This window comes from Mycobacterium sp. NGS54 (assembly GCF_059812465.1).
Map to the genome: position 1 here is coordinate 774,749 of NZ_JCALCS010000001.1, position 21,427 is coordinate 796,175.

The 21,427-nt window shown below is 70.3% G+C and carries 17 protein-coding genes; 6 read left to right on the plus strand and 11 right to left on the minus strand.

Annotated features, from left to right (window positions below; genetic code table 11):
- Nucleotides 1–7 precede the first annotated feature (7 nt).
- Entirely contained in the window at nt 8–847 is an 840-nt protein-coding gene (locus AC5Y5E_RS03815) for a dienelactone hydrolase family protein (RefSeq protein ID WP_499901623.1), read from the plus strand.
- 31 nt (nt 848–878) lie between these two features.
- Entirely contained in the window at nt 879–1,922 is a 1,044-nt protein-coding gene (locus AC5Y5E_RS03820) for an LLM class F420-dependent oxidoreductase (RefSeq protein WP_499901624.1), read from the plus strand.
- 4 nt (nt 1,923–1,926) lie between these two features.
- Here AC5Y5E_RS03820 and AC5Y5E_RS03825 read toward each other — a convergent pair whose 3' ends face one another.
- The 5 genes from AC5Y5E_RS03825 to rplM form a co-directional block, all read right to left on the minus strand.
- Nucleotides 1,927–3,180, minus strand: coding sequence for a hypothetical protein (locus tag AC5Y5E_RS03825; protein ID WP_499901625.1), 1,254 nt, complete (start codon nt 3,178–3,180; stop codon nt 1,927–1,929).
- Nucleotides 3,181–3,182: 2 nt separating this feature from the next.
- Nucleotides 3,183–3,470, minus strand: a complete 288-nt coding sequence (locus AC5Y5E_RS03830) for a hypothetical protein (RefSeq protein WP_499901626.1) — start codon at nt 3,468–3,470, stop codon at nt 3,183–3,185.
- Nucleotides 3,471–3,517: 47 nt separating this feature from the next.
- Complete coding sequence (glmM, locus tag AC5Y5E_RS03835; protein ID WP_499901627.1) at nt 3,518–4,855, minus strand: phosphoglucosamine mutase; 1,338 nt, start codon at nt 4,853–4,855, stop codon at nt 3,518–3,520.
- Nucleotides 4,856–4,981: 126 nt separating this feature from the next.
- Nucleotides 4,982–5,479, minus strand: a complete 498-nt coding sequence (gene rpsI / locus AC5Y5E_RS03840; RefSeq protein WP_499901628.1) for a 30S ribosomal protein S9 — start codon at nt 5,477–5,479, stop codon at nt 4,982–4,984.
- Nucleotides 5,476–5,919 carry a 50S ribosomal protein L13 gene (rplM, locus tag AC5Y5E_RS03845; protein ID WP_066933818.1) on the minus strand — a complete coding sequence of 148 codons (444 nt, stop codon included), beginning with the start codon at nt 5,917–5,919 and terminating at the stop codon, nt 5,476–5,478. Before rplM ends, rpsI begins: the two co-directional genes overlap by 4 nt.
- 268 nt (nt 5,920–6,187) lie before the next feature.
- Here rplM and AC5Y5E_RS03850 point away from each other — a divergent pair, with 268 nt between their 5' ends.
- A complete protein-coding gene (locus AC5Y5E_RS03850; RefSeq protein WP_499901629.1) occupies nt 6,188–9,358 on the plus strand; it encodes an ATP-binding protein in 3,171 nt (1,056 codons plus the stop codon).
- A gap of 1 nt (nt 9,359) precedes the next feature.
- On the opposite strand, the gene AC5Y5E_RS03855 is transcribed toward AC5Y5E_RS03850, so the two are convergent.
- Entirely contained in the window at nt 9,360–10,307 is a 948-nt protein-coding gene (locus AC5Y5E_RS03855; RefSeq protein ID WP_499901630.1) for a DUF7064 domain-containing protein, read from the minus strand.
- 285 nt (nt 10,308–10,592) lie between these two features.
- Here AC5Y5E_RS03855 and AC5Y5E_RS03860 point away from each other — a divergent pair, with 285 nt between their 5' ends.
- Complete coding sequence (locus AC5Y5E_RS03860) at nt 10,593–11,714, plus strand: oxygenase MpaB family protein (RefSeq protein WP_499901631.1); 1,122 nt, start codon at nt 10,593–10,595, stop codon at nt 11,712–11,714.
- 84 nt (nt 11,715–11,798) lie between these two features.
- Here the strand turns inward: AC5Y5E_RS03860 and AC5Y5E_RS03865 are convergent, their stop codons facing one another.
- The 4 genes from AC5Y5E_RS03865 to eccCb are packed head-to-tail and all read right to left on the minus strand — an operon-like array spanning nt 11,799 to nt 17,252.
- Entirely contained in the window at nt 11,799–12,101 is a 303-nt protein-coding gene (locus tag AC5Y5E_RS03865) for a WXG100 family type VII secretion target (protein WP_499901632.1), read from the minus strand.
- Between the two features lie 8 nt (nt 12,102–12,109).
- Nucleotides 12,110–12,421 carry a WXG100 family type VII secretion target gene (locus tag AC5Y5E_RS03870; protein WP_499901633.1) on the minus strand — a complete coding sequence of 104 codons (312 nt, stop codon included), beginning with the start codon at nt 12,419–12,421 and terminating at the stop codon, nt 12,110–12,112.
- A gap of 38 nt (nt 12,422–12,459) precedes the next feature.
- Complete coding sequence (locus AC5Y5E_RS03875; protein WP_499901634.1) at nt 12,460–13,707, minus strand: type VII secretion-associated protein; 1,248 nt, start codon at nt 13,705–13,707, stop codon at nt 12,460–12,462.
- Nucleotides 13,704–17,252 carry a type VII secretion protein EccCb gene (gene eccCb, locus AC5Y5E_RS03880; RefSeq protein WP_499901635.1) on the minus strand — a complete coding sequence of 1,183 codons (3,549 nt, stop codon included), beginning with the start codon at nt 17,250–17,252 and terminating at the stop codon, nt 13,704–13,706. Before eccCb ends, AC5Y5E_RS03875 begins: the two co-directional genes overlap by 4 nt.
- Nucleotides 17,253–17,380: 128 nt before the next feature.
- Here eccCb and eccD point away from each other — a divergent pair, with 128 nt between their 5' ends.
- Both eccD and mycP read left to right on the plus strand, forming a co-directional pair.
- Nucleotides 17,381–18,742 (plus strand): type VII secretion integral membrane protein EccD, encoded by a 1,362-nt coding sequence (gene eccD, locus AC5Y5E_RS03885; RefSeq protein ID WP_499901636.1) that lies wholly within the window; start codon nt 17,381–17,383, stop codon nt 18,740–18,742.
- A complete protein-coding gene (gene mycP / locus AC5Y5E_RS03890; protein WP_499901637.1) occupies nt 18,739–20,007 on the plus strand; it encodes a type VII secretion-associated serine protease mycosin in 1,269 nt (422 codons plus the stop codon). Before eccD ends, mycP begins: the two co-directional genes overlap by 4 nt.
- Here mycP and eccB read toward each other — a convergent pair.
- Nucleotides 19,972–21,336, minus strand: a complete 1,365-nt coding sequence (gene eccB / locus AC5Y5E_RS03895) for a type VII secretion protein EccB (RefSeq protein ID WP_499901638.1) — start codon at nt 21,334–21,336, stop codon at nt 19,972–19,974. The genes mycP and eccB overlap by 36 nt on opposite strands.
- Nucleotides 21,337–21,427 lie beyond the last annotated feature (91 nt).

Below are 21,427 nucleotides of genomic sequence, written 5' to 3' on the forward strand. Positions count from 1 at the left end.
TCGACGGGTGGCCCGCACCCGCAAGCTCGTCGCCGCCCTCAGCCGCCGTGGACCGCACCGGGTTTTGCGCGGCGACCTGGCATTCGCCGGTTTGCCGGGGGTGGTCTACACGCCCGAGGCGGGCCTCAACCTGCCCGGCATCGCGTTCGGCCATGACTGGCTCGTCGGCGCGGCCCGTTATTCGGGCCTGCTGGAGCACCTCGCCTCCTGGGGCATCGTGGCCGGCGCCCCCGACACCCAGCGGGGGCTGGCGCCCTCGGTGCTGAACTTCGCGTTCGACCTCGGTACCGCCCTCGACATCGTGTCGGGCGTGCGTCTGGGGCCGGGCAACATCAGCGTGCATCCCGCCAAGCTCGGCGTGGTGGGCCACGGCTTCGGCGCCTCGGCCGCCGTGTTCGCCGCGGCCGGGATGCCCGAGAAACCCGCGGCCGTCGCGGCGCTCTTCCCGTCGGTCACCACGCCGCCGGCCGAGCAGCCCGCCGCGGCGCTGAAGGTCCCGGGCCTGCTCCTGACCGCGCCGGGGGACCCGAAATCGCTGAACTCCAACGCCCTGGCGCTGGACGCCGCGTGGGACGCGGCCACGCTGCGCATCGTCGCCAAGGCCGAGCCCGGCGGGCTGGTCGAGGGCCGGCGACTGACGAAGGTGGTCGGACTGCCCGGCCCGCACCGGCGCACCCAGCGATCGGTCCGGGCGCTGTTGACCGGCTACCTGCTCTACGCGCTCGGCGGTGACAAGAAGTATCGCGACTTCGCCGATCCGGACGCGAAGCTGCCGCGGACGGTTCCGCCGGACCCGGAGGCCGAGCCGGTCGCCCTCGAGGAAAAGGTCGTCGCGCTCCTGAAGTAGCGCGCGCGCGCCCGCGTGGTATCTCTCATTGATGCGAATCGGGATCGCTCTGGACTATTCGGGCGGCTTTCACGAGGCCGTCGACCGCGTCGTCGAACTCGAAAAGGCCGGCATCGAAGTGGCGGTGGTGGCCGAGGCGTACGCGTTCGACGCGGTCAGCCAGCTCGGCTATCTGGCCGCCAAGACCAACACCGTCGAGCTGGCGTCGGGGGTGCTGCCGATCTACATCCGCACGCCGACGCTGCTGGCAATGACCGCCGCGGGCCTGGATTTCGTGTCCGACGGGCGATTTCGTCTTGGCATCGGCACTTCGGGGCCGCAGGTGATGGAGGGCTTCCACGGCGTCGAGTTCGACGCCCCACTGGGCCGCACCCGCGAGATCGTGGAGATCTGCCGGCGGGTGTGGCGGCGCGAGCGGCTGCAATACGCCGGCAAGCACTACCAAATCCCGTTGCCCGCCGACCGCGGGACCGGGCTGGGCAAGGCGCTGCAGCTGATCAATCACCCGGTGCGCGAACGGATTCCGATCTCCATCGCGGCGCTGGGCCCGAAGAACGTCGAGCTCACCGCCGAGATCGCCGAGGGCTGGCAGCCGGTCTTCTACCTTCCGGACAAGGCCCACCTGGTGTGGGGCGAGGCGCTGGCCGCCGGCGCCGCCAAACGCGACCCGGCGCTGGGGCCGCTCGACGTCATGGTGCACGCCGGTCTGGCGATCGGCGACGACGTCGAGGACCGGTTGGCCTGGAGCAAGCCGCAGCTTGCCCTCTACCTCGGCGGGATGGGCGCCAAGGGCCGCAACTTCTACCACAGCCTGGCCACGCGCTACGGGTTCGGCGAGATCGCCGACCGCATCCAGGAGCTCTACCTGTCGGGCCGCAAGCGCGAGGCCACCGCCTTGGTGCCCGACGAATTGGTGCGCGGGATGTCGCTCGTCGGGCCCCGCGGATACGTCGCCGAACGCCTGGCCGCCTTCGCCGAGTCCGGCGTGACGACGCTGTTGGTCAACCCCCTGGCGGCCGATCCCGGTGAAGCGATGTGCTTCGTCGAGGACGTGCTGCGGATGCGGCCGGCCTGAGCCATCACTGCCCCGCCTGCGGAAGTTGGTCCGCGGCAATCTCGCACGGCGTCGCTCCGTCGTTCGGCGGCGCGGCGACCGGCGCGGCGACCGGCGCGGCGACCGGCGCGGGGGCGGGTGCGGGTGCGGGTGCCGGCGGCGCCGGCTCGTCAACCGGCCGAGCATCCTGAACCGGCCCGGCGACCTCGGAATCCCGCTCCTGGGCAACGCCTTTCGCCTCGTCGGGTTCATCGGGCCGGTCCGCGGCGTCGTCGGGGTGGAACGGGTCCGCTTCGTCGTCGATTGCGTCGTCGAAGGCGTCGTCGATGCCCGACTGGTCGCCCGCCGGGCCCAGCAGCGAGCCCATCGCGCCGACGATCCGATCGGCCAGCGCGCCGAGCCCGCCCAGGCCGCCGCCGCCCACATCACCGCCCGCGGGCATGGCCGACGCCGAGCCCAGGTCGGGCAGCGGCGGCGCGGCCGTCGACATCGCCGGCGCCGCAACGGGATCCGCCGGCGGCCCGGGGAGCGCGGCGGGCGCGACCAACGCGGCCGGTGAGCGTGCCGGGTGCGGCTGGTAACCGCCCCCGAAGTCGCCGGGCACCTCGAAGCGCGCCGCCGGCGTGGCCGCCATCCGGTCGATCACCATGGCGTAGGACGTGTCCACCCCCTCGGCCGTCGAGCGCATCGTCGTCAGCCAGTCGTCACGAATCTCGTTGTCCACGTATGGAATTACCTCCTGGCGCACCACCTCCTCGGCGCCGGCCCGCTCCCCCGCCCCGGTCGTAACCGCCGCGGCGGCGGCCAACCACGCCGGACGCTGGGCCCGCGTGGCCTCGTCGATGGCGATGGCCGTCGCGACCTTCGAATCGACCAAATACCACAGGTTGTCGCGCAGCGACTCGCACCGTTGGCCCGCCGCGCGGACCTCGGTGGCCACCACGCTCGCGGCGTCGCAATGACGCTCCAGGAACCGGACCGCGGAGTCCCCGCCCGGCCCCAGCCACGCCGCGGCCAGCTGGGCGAGCTGCGCGCGCTGCGTCCCGAGCGCCTCCATGACCACCGCGCCCGCGGCCCGCAGTTCCGCGCAGTCACGGTCGAGCGCGCGAAGATCCAGGCCCTCTTCGCCGTCGTACCAATCGCGGATCTGGGACGGATGCGCCGTCAGGCCGGGATGCTGGTAGCCGAGCGCGTGGCAGGCCCGCACGTAGCTCTCGGTGCGCTCGACGGCGGAGCGGCCTTCGGCAAGGCGCCCGGCGACGTCCAACCGGTCGGCCACGGTCAGGCGATCCGCGCCGCGGCGTACATTTCGGCGTCGGCGTAGTTCTCGGCGCCGGCCCGCAGCGCCGCGGCCGTCGCCGCCGCCGCGCGCGACCACTGCGTCACCTCGGCCGTCAGCCGCTCCAGTTGCACGCGCAGGGCGTCGCCCCGCGCGGTGTGGTCCCGGCCGGCGACGGCACCGCCGAAAGTCAACCGCGCCAAGTGATCTGCCACCGCGCGCTCGAGGAGGTCGGCTGCCGCGCCCATCTGATCGGCGACCCTGAGCACCGCCGAGTTGTCGAATCTCATGCCTAATCCGACGGCGGATGTCGCGCCGCGGTTCCCGCGCTAGTCGATCAGCGCGCGTCGCTCACCGCTTCGGCGACCCGGGTGGCGACCCGCTGCGCGACGCTCTCTTCGGGCGCCTCCACCATAACCCGGATCATCGGCTCGGTTCCCGAGGGGCGCAACAGGATTCGGCCGGTGTCACCCAGTTCGGCCTCGGCCCGCTCGAGCGCGGTCCGCACCGAGGGCGCCGCGGCGGCGGTGGCCTTGTCGGCGACCTTGACGTTGATCAGCACCTGCGGCAGCGCCCGCATCGCCGAGGCGAGGTCGGCCAGCGAGGCGCCGGTCTGCACCATGCGGTTCATCAGTCGCAGCCCGGTGACGATGCCGTCGCCGGTGGAGCCCGCCGCGGGCATCACGATGTGCCCCGACTGCTCGCCGCCCAGGCTGTAGTCGCCGGCCCGGAGCTCCTCCAGGACGTAGCGGTCACCGACACCGGTCGTGCGCACGGCGATGCCCGCCGACCGCATGGCCAGGTGCAGCCCGAGGTTGCTCATCACGGTGGTCACCAACGTGTCCGAGGCCAGCTCGCCCGCATCCCGCATGGCCAGCGCCAGCACCACCATGATGTGGTCGCCGTCGACGAGCTCCCCGCTGGCGTCGACGGCCAGGCACCGGTCGGCGTCCCCGTCGTGCGCCAGGCCCAGGTCGGCGCGGTGATCGATGACCGCGGCCTTCACCGCGTCCAGGTGCGTCGAACCGCAGCCGTCGTTGATGTTGAGCCCGTTGGGGTCGGCGTTGATGGCGATCACCCGCGCGCCGGCCGCGCGGTAGGCGCGGGGGGCCACCGACGACGCCGCGCCATGGGCGCAGTCGACCACCACGGTCAGGCCGTCCAGGCGCAGCGTGCTCGCCTTGGACAGGTGGCGCAGGTAGCGGTCGGCCGCATCCTCGGCGTCGACGACCCGGCCGATCCCGGCGCCGGCCGGGCGCAACCCCGGCCCCGCCGCGACGAGCTCCTCGATCTGGTCCTCGGTGGAGTCGTCCAGCTTGTGGCCGCCGGGTCCGAAGATCTTGATGCCGTTGTCGGGCATCGGGTTGTGCGACGCGGAGATCATCACCCCGAAGTCGGCGTCGTAGGCGCCGGTCAGGTAGGCCACCGCCGGGGTGGGCAGCACCCCGACCCGAAGCGCGTCGACGCCCTGGCTGGTCAGCCCGGCGATCACCGCGGCCTCCAGCATCTCGCCGCTGGCCCTGGGATCGCGGCCGATCACGGCCATCCGCCGGCCCGGTGCACCCGAACTCGCCAGGCGCCGGGCCGCCGCGGCGCCCAGGGCCAACGCCAGCTCGGCGGTCAACTCGCGATTGGCGACCCCGCGCACACCGTCGGTGCCGAATAGTCGACCCATGCGGTAAAACCTCTCACAGTTGACGCTCAGACACCTAACGTGCCCGTTCTTTTCTGACCGAAACCACGCGCGAACGCGCGCAGACACGCCGCAAGACGCGGTTTTGCGGCCAGAAAGTGACGTTGATCAGCGCTTGCTGTACTGCGGCGCCTTGCGCGCCTTCTTCAGCCCGTACTTCTTGCGCTCGGTGGCGCGCGGGTCACGGGTGAGGAAGCCGGCCTTCTTCAGCGCGGGCCGGTCCTCGGGCGAGGCCAGGATCAGCGCCCGGGCGATGCCCAGGCGAAGCGCCCCGGCCTGACCCGACGGACCGCCGCCGTGCAGCAGGGCGAAGACGTCGAAGCTCTCCACCCGGTCGACGGTGACCAACGGGGCCTTGATCAGCTGCTGGTGCACCTTGTTGGGGAAGTAGTCCTCGAGGCTGCGGCCGTTGAGGTCGAACTTGCCGGTGCCGGGCACGATGCGCACCCGCACCACGGCCTCTTTGCGGCGGCCGACGGTCTGGATGGGCCGCTCGAACACGAACGACTCGGCGGGACGGACGGCCGGAGCTTCGGCCGGGGTCTCCGGTGCCTCGGGGGTCTCCGGGGTCGCCTGAGCTTCCACGGCCTCGGTTGTCTCGGTCACTGGGCCACCTGCTTGATCTCGTACGGAACCGGCTGCTGAGCGGTGTGGGGATGCTCCGGACCTGCGTAGACGCGGAGCTTGCGCTGGATCTGCCGGCTGAGCTTGTTCTTGGGGAGCATGCCGACGATGGCCTTCTCCACGACGCGGGTCGGGTGCTTTTCCAGCAGCTCGCCGGTCGTGCGGCTGTGCAGCCCGCCGGGATACCCCGAGTGGCGGTAGGCCAGCTTGCTCTGCAGTTTGTCGCCGGACAGGGCGACCTTTTCGGCGTTGATGACGATGACGAAGTCACCGCCGTCGACATTGGGCGCGAACGTCGGCTTGTGCTTGCCGCGCAGCAGGTTGGCCGCCGCGACGGCAAGGCGGCCAAGCACCACGTCCGTGGCGTCGATGACGTACCACGACCGCGTGGTGTCACCCGCCTTTGGCGCGTAGGTGGGCACAGCGCTTACCTTCTCTTCTCTAGCCTCTTGTACGAGGATGTGGATCCCGGGTCGAGCCGGGTGCCAGTCAGGCGTTCGCGGTGGGGTTTGATCTCGGCGACCGACATTGACCCGAGGCCCCGGCGTACCGCACGCCAACGGAGCAGCTTACCGATCGTCGTCCCCGCAGGTCAAAATCGCCGAGACTGGTATGAAAGGTGCCCTTGTGACCTCTGCAACTTATCCTTAGATCACCCAGCAACGGGGGGCCCGGATTGGCGGAGGTCGGATGACGGCCGGAGCAGCATGTCGGACGTGTGGCACCGAGCCCTTCAAGGACGCCCGGTTCTGCCACAGCTGCGGCTCGGCGGTCCAAAACGGCGACGCGCACGCGGAATACAAGCAGGTCACGGTGCTATTCGCCGACGTGGTGGGCTCGATGGAAATCGCCGCCGCGGTCGGCGCGGAACGGCTGCTGCAGATCATGGCCGACCTCGCCGACCGCTGCGCCGCGGTCGTTGAGCGGTACGGCGGGACGGTGGACAAGTTCACCGGCGACGGCATCATGGCCGTGTTCGGTGCGCCGGTTGCGTTGGAAGACCACGCCATCCGCGCTTGCCTTGCGGCGCTCGGCATCCAGGAGGAAACCGCCCGGCTGGCCGCCGACGTCGACAAACGCGACCGCATCGAGCTGCGGTTGCGCGTCGGTCTCAACTCCGGTGAGGTGATCGCCGGCGAAATCGGTTCGGGGCCGTTCGGCTACACCGCCATCGGCGAGCAGGTCGGGCTCGCCCAACGGATGGAATCGGCGGCCCCGCCGGGTGCGGTGATGCTCAGCGTGTCGACCGCGCGACTCGTCGAGGGCGCCGCGGCCTTCGGCGAAGCCGAGCTGGTTCAGATCAAGGGTGTCGACGCGCCGGTGCCCGCGCATCGCCTGCTGGGCGCGGGCGACGGGCATCGCGCTCCAAGGCGTGCCGAGTCGAATCTGGTCGGCCGGCGATGGGAGATGTCGGCGATCGAGGGCTTGCTGGAGCGCGCCATCGGCGTCCACGGCACCGTGGTCGGCGTGGTCGGGTTACCGGGCATCGGCAAGAGCCGTCTGGTGCGAGAGGTCACCGCGATGGCCGAAGCCCGGGGTGTCGACGTGTTCAGCGCGTTCTGCGAATCGCATGCCAGCGACGTCCCCTTCTATCTGGTGGCGCGGATGCTGCGTGCAAGCTTCTGGGTGGCCGATCTGGACGCGCCGGACGCCCGCGCGGAGCTGCGGTCCCGGGTGCCCGACGCCGAGCCGGACGACATGTTGCTCCTCGACGACTTGTTGGGCATCGCCGATCCCGACGTTGCGCTGCCGACCATCGACCCGGATGCGCGGCGGCGGCGGCTGACCGCGCTGGTCAATGCCGCGTCGCTGGCCCGCCAATCCCCGGCGGTCTACGTCATCGAGGACGTGCACTGGGTCGACCAGGTCAGCGGCTCGATGCTGGCCGAATTCGTGACGGTGGCCCCGCAGACGCCCACGCTGGTGCTGCTCACCTACCGCCCCGAATATCGGGGTCCGTTGAGCAAGGTGACCGGCGCGCAGACGATCGCCCTTGCGCCGCTGAGTGATTCGGAAGCCGCGACGCTGGCCGGCGAGCTGCTCGGACCGGACCCCTCGGTCGGCGCCCTGGCCGCCATGATCGCCGAGCGCGCCGCCGGCAATCCGTTTTTCATCGAGGAGATGGTGCGCGAGCTGGCCGAGCGCGGTGTGCTTCGCGGTGACCGCGGCGCCTACGTGACGGAGGCGGCGGTCACCGAGGTCCGCGTGCCGGTCACGCTGCAAGCGACCATCGCCGCGCGCATCGACCGGCTGGACTGGGCGGCCAAGCGCACCCTGAGCGCCGCGGCGGTGATCGGGTCTCAGTTCAGCCGAGACTTGTTGCAAACGCTAGGGATTGATCCCAGCCTGGACGACCTGTTGGCGGGGGAGCTCATCGACCAGATCAAGTTCACCGGAGAACCCGAGTATGTGTTCCACCATCCGCTGATCCGCACCGTGGCCTACGAATCGCAGCTCAAATCGGATCGCGCCGAGCTGCACCGGCGCGTCGCCGCCGCAATCGAATCCGGGGACCAGGCCGACCAGAACGCGGCGCTGATCGCCGAGCACCTGGAGGCCGCCGGTGATCCGCACGCCGCGTTCAGCTGGCACATGCGTTCGGCGACGTGGGCCACCAACCGCGACATCAACGCCGCCCGACTGAGTTGGGAGCGCGCCCAGACGATCGCCGACCGGCTACCCGCGGAGGACCCCAACCGGGCGACCATGCGCATCGCCCCGCGCACCATGTTGTGCGCGATCGCCTGGCGAATCCACGCGCGCGGGGTGGCTGACCGCTTCACTGAACTGCGCGAGCTGTGTGCCGCCGTCGGGGACAAGGTGTCGCTGGCCATGGGGATGGCGGGGCTGGTGATGGACCACGCGCATCAGGCCCGGGCGCGCGAGGCCTCGCAGCTGGCGTCGGAGGCCTGGACTCTGGCCGAGGCGCTCGGCGACCCGACCTTGACGGTGGGGCTGTCCATTTCGCTGATCTTCGCCAAGATGGAGAACAACAACTGGTCCGACGTGCTGCGGTGGTCACAGGCGGTCATCGACATGGCCGACGGCGACCCGTCCAAAGGAAACTTCATCATCGGGTCCCCGCTGGCGGTGGCCCTTACGACGCGGGCCATCGCCCGGTATTCCTTAGGTCTTCCCGGATGGCAGGACGACCAGCAGCAGGGCCTCGCCATGGCCCGCAAGGCCGACCCGATGTCGTACGCCCTGGTCGTCGCGTACATCTACAACCCGGGGATACCGCTGGGCGTCTTGGCGCCCGACGATCGGGCGGTGGCCGAAACCGAAGAGGCCTTGCGGCTCGTCGAACGATCCGGTGACGACGTCGCGCTGGCCTTCACCCAGATGGCGCCGGGCGTCGCGTTGGTGCACCGCCCAACGGCGCCCGACCGTGAGCGCGGCGAGAAGCTGCTGGCGGAACTCAGCGACGTGTTCCGGCGCCAGGGCCATAATCTGGGCGAATTGCCGATCGTCAACGCGTATGTGGCACGGGAGAGGACTCGGGGCGGCGATCGCGACGACGCCGTTTCGCTCGTGCGCGCCGCCGTCAACGATCTGTTCCGTGAGGGACAGCAGGTGTGCGGGGCTTGGGGCTTTGCCGCGACGGGTGTTCTGGTGGAGACGCTGCTGGACCGCGGGACCGACGCCGATGTCGCCGAAGCCGAGGCGGCCATCGAGCGGTTGGCGGCGACGCCGACCGACGGTGTGGCCATGCGCGACATCTGGCTGTTGCGATTGAAAGCCCTTGTGGCGCAAGCCCGCGGGGACGCCACCGCGTACGCGGACTTGAAGAATCGCTACGGCGAGATGGCGAGAACGCTGCAGTTTGCCGGGCACATCGCCTGGGCGGAGGCGATGCCCTAGATCAGGGCATGACCATCCTCGCCGCGGGCCCCATCCGCGGCAGCACCCGCAGCGAGCCCAGTACGCCGGCGTGCCAGGCGTGCTCGGTGATGCCGAGACCGGTGAAAGAGCGGCCGTCGACGATCGTTTCGAAGCGCGTCGCCGACTCCTGGATCACCAAACCCCTTTTCCACAAGCAGGATTGGGCGATGACGCGGCCGCGAATCGCGAGCCGCAAACCGCTGACGTCGGTGACCACCATCCGCGAGGCGCAGGGAACCTGATGACCGGCCCACTCGTGCTCAACGGCCAACTGCGCCACCGCGTGGCACGCGCCGTCGTGGAAGACGTAGCCCGTCGGGTAAGCCCGCCCACCCTCGAACAGGTGGGTGCAGTTCATGGTGAAGTCGGGGCTTAGCAGCACCGTGTTCCAGTCCCAGCGCTCGATACTGCTCCACAAGCGGATCCCCCACGACTTGTCTCGCTGACCGAGGCCGTCGATCGGGTAAGAAGTGCCGTTCATTTTCACCCGGCCGGTGACCCACCCGGACTGCTCCATGTGGGTGTCGGCGATGCCCGACGGCAGGTACGCCCCGGGCGGCGCCTCGGCGTGATAGTCGAACGGCGCATGCAGCGCCGTCCAGGTCAGGTCCACCTCGTGGCGGCCCTGAAGCGATAGCCGCCACTTCGACATCGGTTCGATCATCTGAAACTCCAGTGCCCCCACCTTCAGGTGGCCGGGATCCGGGGTGCCGGCGTAGCGGGCGTGCAGCTTGGCGTAGCCGCCCTCGACGCGCCCGTCGCGCATCGTGTACAGGATCGCGTCGGCGGTGTGATTGCTGGGCCGATATCCGATGCGGGCCAATCCCACCGCGTCCGACTCCGCGTCGAACCAACTGAAAAAGAAGCTTTCCTGCCAATCCGGGTGCGGCCCGGGCTCGTGCATGAATTCCTCATTGACGTCGACCATCGTGTCCATCCTCGCGATTCGGGGGCAAATAACACGCATGCAAATTGGTGGCGACAAGAATCTAGAAAGATTATGTGAAAACTATGCACCTCACCGCGTTACGTTCTCGGCGCTGATCAGTAACGTCTTGGTGCGTCATCACCTTTCGCGGCATCGCATCGCTTTTCTAACAATTCTCATGGCCGATAGGCCCTTCGCCAACAGCGCCAAATCTGCAATGCTGTGCAAATGGCGGCAAATGGAAGCTCGAGATGGACAAAGGGGCACCTCGATGACGTGCGAAAGGTGGGTGATACGCGGGCCGACGACGTGGTTGAGAAAGTCTTTAAACGGGACGTCAACGAGGTCAATCGGATCATGCGGACGCTCGTCCGCAACGACCAGCCGGTGCCGAAGGATCTGCCCAAAGAGCTCCGCGGCTACCTGACCACTTCGCTATCCCTGCCCGAGTGGGCCGACGCGGACAAGATCCGGCTGGGGCAGCAGGTGTTCGAGAAGAACGGCCTGCTCATCACGCTGTGCCTGTTCTGCGCATCGCTCCCGTCGGCGTATGCGGACGCCGACGCCGTCCAGGTGCTGTACCTGACCGCCCAGCTCGACACGGACGCACGGCGGCGGGTGATGGAGACCGGCCAGTTCCTGATCGACGCGTGCACCACCGGCGGCCTCGATCCAAATGGCAAGGGCCTGCGCGCAATCCAGCACGTCCGCCTGATGCATGCCGCGGTGCGTTACCTGATCAAGGACCGCGCCCGTAAGCACCCCGGCATGTGGAATCCCGCTTGGGGCGTGCCGATCAACCAGGAGGACATGGCCGCGACCATCCTCTCGTTCTGGTATGTCGTCAAAGACCCGATGCGTCGCCTTGGTGTGCCCTTGTCCAGCAAGGAAATCGATGCCTACCTCCACCTGTGGACCGTCATCGGCCACCTGATGGGCGTGCTCGACAACATGCTTCCGGATGACCCCACCGACGCCGACGCGCTGCTCGACGCCATCAAGCGACGGCGCTTCGCGGCGTCGCCCGAGGGGCAGCACATGACCCGTGCGCTTCTCGCGCTACTCGACCAGCTCACGCCCACCCAGACGTTCGATAAGACGATCCCGCCGCTGATCCGCCACCTGATCGGCGACAAGACCGCCGACCTGCTGCTGGTACCGCCTTTGCATCACCGCCGTGAACTCGAACAGCTCGCGCGCATCGCCGACTGGTTCTCCACAAACGTCCTGACTCTGATCGGCCGCGCCACGCCGCGCTACCACTTCGTCTCGGATATAGCTGCGGATTTCGGGCGCGAACTGTTGGAGAGTGCGTTCGAGTTAGAGCGGGGTGGCGTGCGCGCATCGTTCGACATGCCCGATCACCTCGCCCGCAGCTGGGAGATTTCGAAACCTTCCCGCCCGTAGGACTGTGTGGTCCCGGCGGCTCTCCTCCGCCGGGACCACACAGGGCTTCTTGGTGCGGCTATCGCCGCACGGTGGCCACTTGAGCTACCGGGCCCACACTCCCGCCGCTCGGCGGTCCGCGTCGGCCACGTCCTGGGCGCCGTCGCGCACCGCGTTTCCCAGGTCGACCAGTATCTGGTTGAGCGCGGTGGCGGCCTGGTGCCATTTCAGTTGCTCGACCTGATACGCGGCCGCAGCCTCGCGCGTCCAAAGGTCGCGCAACGGGGCGATCCGCGATCTCAGCTCGTCGAGTGCCGCATTGAAGCGGGCGGTCGTGGTGTGGATCTCTTGGCGCACGGCGTATTCGATTTCGCCGAAGTTGTAGGACAGCACTGGGTCCATGGGCATTCCCCCGCTCACAGGTTTCCGCCGGCGGCGGCGACGCGGTGGGCGTGGTTCTCCCCGGCCTCCCGCAGCGCGACCTCGTTGTGCCGAATGGTCTCGGCGATGGTGTTCAGGACGCGGTAGAGCCGGGTCGACTCGGCGTTCCAGCGATCCAGCACGTCTTTGAAGCGCACGGCCGCGGCCCCGCCCCACACCGAGGGCGGCACACTGCCCATGCGACCGATGAAGGCCTGCAGCATCGCCCGGATCTCCTCGTTGCGGGTGTCCGTCGCGGCCGCGACCGAGCGCATGAGATCGAAGTCGGTGCTCAGTGTGTTCGCCATATCAAATTGGACCGCGCCGGCTTCGGTTTGGTTCCGCCTCATCCGATCGCGTGGGCGGATCGCACCGCCTCCTCGCAGGCGTCACGTACCGCCTCCTCAGCGCCGCGGCGGCTCTGGCACCCCACGCTGATCCGGACCGGCCCGTCCAGCAGCACCGTCCACCGCACCTGGTGGGCGGGGCGCAATTCGCGATAGGTCACCGCGGGCCGGCCGCCGCTTACCCCGGCGGGATTGAAGTCGATGAATACCCCGGCCGGCTCCGCGTCGATCGCGCGTTTCAACCGCTCGGCGGCGCCGCTCAGCGTCTCGCCGACCACCGGCGACTGCGTGACGTGCAACGCCACTTCCGGATCCGACGGCGAGGTCACCTGAACCCGCGCGGACCCGGGCCCGGTGACCACGCGCTGCGCGGACCAGTTCGCGGGCACCGTCAGCGCCACGCGGCCCTCAACCAAGAACGTTGTCGGCGCCGTCTGCGCCGCGACGGGGGGCGCCACGCCATGACGGCCCGCGGGGGCCACGGCCGCGATCGCCGCTGGAAATGCCGTCAGCGCGACGGTGGCCCCGGCGAGCGCACCTATCATCCGCGCGTGGGATCGGGGCGGGTCGCCCTCGGCGGCGACGCGCGGCCAGGTCGGGTCCCCCACGGCCGGAAGCGCCGCCTGGGCCAGCAAGGCCAGCTGAGCGTCACCGATCTCCACCGCCGCCCGGCCACCACGATGCAGCGCCCGGGCGATCGACGCCCCGAGCGCCGGCGCCCCGGCGACCGTCCCGGGCGCGTCGATGACAACGGTCGCCGACGTCTGGTGCGTCATCCCCGTGATGACGGATGCGGCCTCCTCGGCAGCGGAATGCGGTTCCGCCCCAAGGGGTATCGCAACCACCTCGGCCCCGGTGACCACCGCCAGCCGCTCGGCGATCTCCACGGTCACCGACTCTCGGTCGGATGCCTGCGCCAACAACCACGACCGGCGTCGCGCCACCATGTCGTCGGACAGGGTCCTGGCGGCCCCGCTCACCACGGCGACTCGGGCCGATGGCCACCAGGAGGGATGCAGGACGACCAGGCCGTCGCACTGCTCGCATTTCACCGACCGCAGGGCCGCACGCCAGAGCGAGGCGACGGTGACGGGGCGGCCACCCACCAGCGCCACCCGGTCGTCGATCGCGGCCAGTGCTTCTCTGATGATCTCGGACATGTCGTCGTCAGCGGCTCCGCTTGTGCCACAGCACAATCGGCGGATCGTGCCGGGCCCGGCCTCGATGAGCGCGCGGTGCCGATTCACGGGGGCGGGCTCCAGGCCACCTGAACGAGCTGTTCGTCACCAGGACGAGTGATCAGGACGCCACGGCCGGGCGGCAACCGCACCGAGCGACGGGAACCCCAGGGTGCGCCCTCGCCCGGGCGCCCACTCATCATCAGCGTCAAGCACCCGAGGTCCCGCAGGCCCGCCAGCAGCGGCTCGAACAATGCGCGCTCGGCGCCGCCGCTGCGCCGGGCCACGACCAGGTGCAGGCCCACATCCCTCGCGTACGGCAAGTATTCGACGAGCGCCTCGAGTGGGTTCCCGCCCGGGTTGGCGACCAGGTCGTAATCGTCGACGATGACGTAGATGTCCGGCCCGGACCACCAGGACCGGGTCCGCAACTGCGCCTGGCTCACGTCCGACGAAGGCATCCGCGTCGTCAGGAGGTCGAGCAGATCCGGGAGCAAGCCGTTCAGCGCGGACGAAGACACGGCGTAGCCGCCAAGGTGTTCCGACTCGACGACGCCCAACAGCGAGCGCCGAAAGTCGACGATGAACAGCTGGGCTTCGCCGGCGGCATTCGTCCGGACGATCTCACGACACAGCGTCCGCAGCGTGGCGGTCTTGCCGCACTCGTTGTCCCCGAGGACCAGCAGGTGTGCGTGCCGCCCGAAATCGATTGGGACCGGCCGCAGTCGGCACTCTTCCAGGCCGAGCACGACCCACGCCCCCGCCCGACTGACGAGAGCATCGCGGTCGACACGCGTGGGCAGCAGCGGTATCGGCGGTGCGACCGATTCGCCATGACAGATGCGATCGGTGGGCAGCGCGATCAGCATGTGCAGCCCGTCGCGGGAAAGACCGCGACCCGGCCTGTCGGGCGGCACATCGTGCGCGCGCCTGCGGTCGATCTCGGAATCGGCCGGGTCGCCGAGGCGCAATTCGATGCGGGTGCCGATCTGGTCCTTGAGCGCCGGCCTGATCTCGGCCCACCGCGTCGCCGACAGCACGACGTGCACGCCGAACGAAAGTCCTTGAGCCGCCAGGGTAGTGACAGACATCTCGATTTCCTCGAACTCGTGCCGCAGGCTTGCCCAGCCGTCGACGACGAGGAACACCTCGGCGGATGGTCCGGCGCGCTGCTCCTCCCGGGATCGCACCATGGACTCCATCTCGGCGATCATTCGTCGCACCAGATCCGGCTCGGTCCGGCCGGCGACCGCGCCCACGTGCGGCAAGGCGCGCAGCGCCCCGAGCGCTCCGCCGCCGAAATCCAGGCAGTAGAACCGAACCCGCGCCGGATCGTAAGCCGCCGCCAGGGCCGTGACGAGGGTGCGTAGCCCGGTCGATTTGCCCGATCGGGGCGCGCCGACGACGGCGACATTGCCTGCGGCTCCTGACAATTCGACCATCAGGGGCGTGCGGCATTGCTCGAGCGGGCGGTCGACGATCCCGATGGGCACGCTCAGCCCGTCCGGCGCCGGCACCGTGTCGCGGAGCAAGGTGTCCAGCGCGGGCGCCGCGTCCAGCGGGGGCAGCCAGACCTGGTGTGCGGGCGGCCCCTGTCCGGCGAGCCCGTCGAGGACCGCTTGCAGAACCGTCCGGCTCGGCGATGCGCCCGCGTCGGGTCGGGTGACCGGGCGGGCCGGCCGCGCGCTGAAGACCCGCACCGTCAACTCCTCGGCCGGCCTGTCCGCCGGCAGCGGTCCCGAAACGTACGCGGCCTGAAAACGGATCGGCTCGCCGCTGCCCGCGCGGAGGTAGCCCGCGCCGGGGGTGTTGGGCAGTTGGTAGGCGTCAAGCGTTCCCAGCGCCGCCCGCGATTCGGTCGTGGACAGGGTCTTCAGGCAGATCCGGTAGGACAAATGGGCTTCCAGTCCCCGCAGTCGGCCCTCTTCGAGCCGCTGGCTGGCCAGCAGCAGGTGCATGCCCAGCGACCGCCCCAGCCGCCCAATCGCGACGAACATGTCGGCGAACTCGGGATGCTGGCTGAGCATTTCGGAGAACTCGTCGACGATGATCAGCAGAGTCGGCAACGGGATCGATCGCGTGCCGGCCCGGCGCGCGTGTTCGTAGGCCGCGACGCCGGCACAGTTCGCCCGTCGCAGCAGCCGTTGCCGACGGTCTATCTCGCCGGCCAGTGCGTCGCGCATGCGCGCGACCAGCGGGGCCTCGTCGGCGAGGTTGGTGACGACGGCGGCCACGTGAGGCGCCCGCGCCAAGTCGAGAAACGTTGCGCCTCCCTTGAAGTCGACGAGCAGCAGGTTGAGCACCTCGGGAGGGTTTTGCGCCGCCAGCCCCAGCGCGATGGTGCGCAACAACTCCGACTTGCCCGACCCGGTGGCGCCCACGCAGAGCCCGTGCGGACCCATCCCTTCTTCCGCGGCCTCTTTGATGTCCAGATGCAGCGGCGCGCCGTCGACCGTGGTCCCGATCCGCACACACAGTCGATCGCGATGGTTCTCGCCGCGCCACGACCTGATCGGGTCGGGTCCGGCCGGCGCGGCCCGGTACCCGGCGAGCCGGCGGGCACACGTCAGCGCGTCCACCAATTCCATTCGGTCGTGACACGGCGGCGGTTGAGGCTCGCCGGGCCCGCTGATCATCACCGGCGCGCCGTCGGCGCAGGCACCGACCGCCAGGATGGTGGCGCCGGTGGGTGCAGCCCCCTCACCCGAGTCGGCGAGAACGATCAGGTGCGGCCCCGCCACGCCGGCGAGTGCTTGCCGAGCCTCCGCCACGCTTTGATACACCATGCGCGCCGAGCCCACCGCATCGGCGGCACTCGGATGTTGGTTGTGCGGCAACCATTTCAACCAATCCCAGTCGCCATGGTTCCGATCGCCGACCACCCCCGCGACCAGCAGGTGATCGGGACCGTGTAGAACAGCCAGCTGGCAGATCATCGCGCGCAGCAGGCCGCGCACCGCGGCCGCATCGCCGTCTATCGTCACCCTCCCGGGGCCACTCAGATCGACCGTGATGGGCGCGCCCACGACGAGCGAATGTGCGCTCACGAAGCGACGCAAGGCCGCCGCTGTGACCGGGTCGGTAGGCTCGTGCGGCGACGGCTCCGGCGCCACCAAGCGTGCTGCAAGACGCTGGGTGCCGACCCCGACACGGATACGGCAGAAGTCGGGGTCGGGCGCTCGCCGCTCCCACATCCGTGGTCCGCCGATCAACGTCCACAGCGTGTCGGGGGCCGGCTGGCTCCGGTTGAGTGAAACCCGCTGTGCTGTAGCTATTTCGGTGACCGTCGCGCGGAGCCCGCTCAGGTATGCGAGGTAGTTGACCCGGTCGTCGTCGAGGCGGCGGCCCCGCCGCTGGCCTCGCCCGCCGGTCGCCGTCACCGCCAGTGAAAGCAGAGTCATCACCGGCAACGCCACAAACATGGGATTGCGCGCGGCGGCCGATCCCGAGAGGAAGGCGGCGGCCATGACGGCGAGGGTCGCGAGCGACAGCATGACCGGGAGCAACCTGGGCGGTCCCGCCGCAGGCAGGCCGGGCGGCGCATCAACGGCGATGTCCACGGCCGCGACCGCCGGCGCCGGCCGGCGAACCGCGGGCACGAAACACTGAGTCATCCCGGCCCTCCTACCGGTTGGCGACGGTAGGCAGCGCCGAAATCCGCTGCAACTCACCTGTGGATAGCCGGATATCGAAGGATCGAACACTGGCTACGGTTCCGGTAATCCGACTGAAGGGGTCACCGTTGCCTGGATCCGACCCGGGACTGCGCCGCGTGTCAATACATGCCGGCACGGCCGTCACGGACCTGTCCCTGCCCTCGGGCGTGCCCGTCGCCGTCCTGATTCCGTCGATCGTCGACATCCTCGACGGCCACGGTATCGAGGTCTCCGGGGAGCTGGAGGCGCGACGCTACCAGCTGTCGTGCCCGGGTGCGGCGCCCTTGATCACGTCGGCGACGTTGGCGCAGAACGGTATCCGAGACGGCACGGTCCTGGTTCTGACCGAATCCTCGACCCCGCCGGCCCCTCCCCACTACGACGACGTGGCCGAGGCCGTGTCGGCCACGCTCGACGCCGCGGGCCGAACCTGGCCCCCCGCCCGGCGCCGGGAAGCGACGCGAGTCGCGAGCGCCGTCGCGGCGGGCTGTTTGTCGGGCATCGGTGCGTTGGCTCTCATCCGGAACGCATTCAGCGCCAACGCCACCGGCGCCGCCGTGGGCGTGGCGGCATCGGCCGGCCTGCTGGCCCTGCTCGTCGCGGCGGTCGCGCACCGCGCGTATGGGGACGCGATCGCCGGGCTCGCGCTGAACGTGATCGCCGCCGTATTCGCCGGGGTCGCAGGATTTCTGGCGGTGCCCGGCGGCCCCGGTCCGGCAAACGTGGTGCTGGCCGCCACGGCGACGGCGGCGGCCTCGGTGCTGGCGTCGCGTCTATCGGGTTGCGGTGCCGTCCCGTTGGCCGCGGTCGCGTGCGTCGCGACGATCGTCGCCCTGGCCGCGCTGGCCGGCCTGCTCACCGCCGCACCGCTGCGCGCGATCGGCTCGGTATCCGCGTTGGCATCCCTCGGCCTGCTGGGCGTGGCGCCGCGGCTGTCGATCACGCTGGCCGGCCTGTCACCCCAGCGGTCACCCGCGCCGGACGTGGGCGCCAGGGCGATCCGCGCGGACAACTGGTTGGCCGGTTTGCTTGCCGCCTTGGTGTCCGTGGCCGCCGCGGGCGCCATCGTCACCGTGCTCGCCGGCGCACCGCGGCTGTGCTGCATCACCTTTGGTGCGCTCACCGGCGCATTGCTGATGCTGCGCGCACGTTCGGATGACGGGAGGAGGACGCTCGTGTTCCTCGGCTGCGGAATCGCAATCGTGGCAGCGACTTTCGGCGTCGTTGCGCTGAGCATGCTGAGGAGTGGATCATGGCTGGCCGCGATGACGGCCACGTTGGCCGCCGCGGCGATCTACCTGGGCTTCGTCGCTCCCACGATATCGGTCTCGCCCCTACTGCGCCGCGGCGTCGAGGTGCTGGAGTGCCTGGCGCTGGTCGCGCTGGTGCCCGTGACCTCATGGGTGTGCGGGCTGTACACCGCGGTTCGCGGATTGAGCTTCCGGTGAACGCGTCACGCGTCACGCGCCTACTGGTCGCTTCGGCGCTTGCGTCGGCGTGCCAGCTCGGAATGCCCTGGGCGCAAGCGGTTTCGCCGCCGGAAGTGGAGGACAAGTGGCTGCCCAAGCCGGCGCTGCCCGCGCCGCCGTCACCGAGCGTGCAGCGCGAAGTCTGCGCGACGATCACGGTGGATTCGGCCGCACGGCCGGACCGGCCGCCGGATCTCGTCGACCTGCCCAGGGTCTGGCAGCTGACCCGCGGCGCGGGACAGCGGGTCGCGGTGATCGACACCGGCGTCTCGCGGCATCCGCGGCTGCCCGACGTGGTGCCCGGGGGCGACTACGTGTTCACCGGTGACGGCACCCAGGATTGCGACGCGCACGGCACCCTGGTGGCCGCCATCCTCGGCGGGGTGGCGCCGGAGGCCACGTTGATCGGCATCCGGCAGTCCAGCGCGAAGTTCGTTCCCGCCGGTGACCGTTCCCGCGGCGGGGTGGGCGACGTCGATACCATGGCGAAAGCCATCCGGACGGCCGCCGATCTCGGCGCATCGGTGATCAACATTTCGTCCGTCGCGTGCGTTCCGGTCGCCTCGCCCCTCGACGACCGTGCGCTGGGCGCCGCCCTCGCGTACGCGGTCGACGTCAAGAATGCGGTCGTGGTGGCCGCGGCGGGCAACACCGGCGGCGCGGGGCCGTGTCCGCCGCAGGGACCGGACGCGACGTGGGAGACGGCCACGGTCATCGCCAGTCCGGCTTGGTACGACGACTATGTGCTCACCGTTGGTTCAGTCGACGCCGAGGGGACGCCGTCCCCGTTCACGCTCGCGGGACCGTGGGTGGACGTCGCGGCCACCGGCGAGGGAGTGGCCGCGCTCGGTTCGGAACCGGTTTCGGGCACCAGTTATGCCGCACCCCTGGTCAGTGGGCTGGCGGCCCTGATCCGTGCCCGATTCCCCGCATTGACCGCGCGCCAGGTGATGGGGCGCATCACCTCGACCGCGCACCACCCGCCCGCCGGGTGGAATCCGCTCGTCGGAAACGGCACCGTCGACGCGCCGGCCGCGGTCAGCACCGACGCCACTCCGCCCACGACGACCTCCAAGCCGACACCGGCGCCCGTACCCGTCACCGCGCCGCCGCCACCGAGGCCGCCGGATGCGCACGCGCGGGATACCGCGCTGCGCGGCGCGGCCATCTGCCTGCTCGCGCTGGCGGGAACGCTCGCGGCCGCCCGGTTATGGGCTTCCCGCCACCGCGTCCCGTGCGACTGACGCGTTGCGCCTGCTCAACTCGGGTCCGGGCGGCAGGGCCGCCAGCATCGGCCACGGCGCCGGAATCGGTGCCGGCAGACCCAGATCGTGTGCCGCGGCGTCGTCGTGGATCGCGAACCGCACCCCGGTGTCGGTGACGAGATATCTTGTGCTGCTTCGGTTGTCGTCCCGGACGTAGGCGCTCCGGCCGGGCGGTAGATAGGCCGCATCGAGCGCGGGACCGCGACCGTCGGCCCCGGACAAGGTCACGGGAGCCCGACCGGCCGGCACCGGCAGTCCGCTCCCCGCCAGGAAAACGACCTCGTAACTCCCCGATGGCTCGCGCTTCGACGTGACGCACACGGTGCTGCCCGCGGCCAACGCCGGCGCCAGCTCCGGAAAGCCGGCCAGCGGCAGCGTGTTCACGATTCCCGCGGCGCGGATCGCATCGGGGGCCACCGGGACGGCGTTGGCGGTGCCACGCGAATCGCTGAAACGCAGGAGATCGGCGGCCACGCGACCGATGCGCTGGACCCCGCCGGTCAAGACGACGTAGTACTCGTCGCCGTCGCCGCGGGTGATGCGCAGCACGCTGCCGACCGGAATGCCGGGCAGCCCGGCCACCGCGCCTCCCGCGTCGCGGACCCGTGGTGCGCTGATCGGCGGCACCTCGGGCACGGCGTTCAACAACGATTGCGACACGCGCCGCGGCGGGCGGCCCTCCAGCCGGAGCGCACGCACGACCGCGGTGTCGGCGAGGTCGACCACGGCTCGCTGCCCGTTGTAGAGCAGATAGGCCGGCGAGCCCGCGGGGGGCGCCACCAGGAGCCCTTGGTCGGGAGCCAGGCGGTGGACCGCCGGGCCGGTGGGCCCGACGACGACCGTCGCCGCACCGCTCTCCTCGGCATCGCAGACCGTCCAGGCCGATTCGTCCGCCGACAACGGCTCACCGAGGAACTGCGGCGCGCCCGGAATGCCAAGCAGGGGACCGCGTTTGGTGCGGGTCAGATCGGACTCGGGCACAGGCTGCGGGTTGGCGGGCGCCGCCGCGATCAACCGGGCCGACGCCAGGTTCAGCACCGGATGCCAGGTATCGCCCACTCGGACGTACAGCGCCCCGGATTGTTGGCCCATCACGATCTGGGCCCGACCGAGATCCACATGCGGCCGCAGCGCCCCCGGCAATGCGCAGCCCAGCAGGGCGACGGCCGCCACCGCGCACCCGACCACGAGCGGCGCCGGCAGCGGCCCGTTCGCGGCGTGAATATCCCGGCCCAGCAATGCGCGCTCGAGGCGGCGCAGCAGAAATCGGTGAGCGCTGATTTGCACCCACGTGGCCGGCCGGCGCACCTGCGAACGGTCCAAAATACCCTCGGCAAATTTGTGGAATCCGTCTCCCGACTCCAGTTAAGCCGCAGGTAGACGGCGGCGCCGCCGGTTA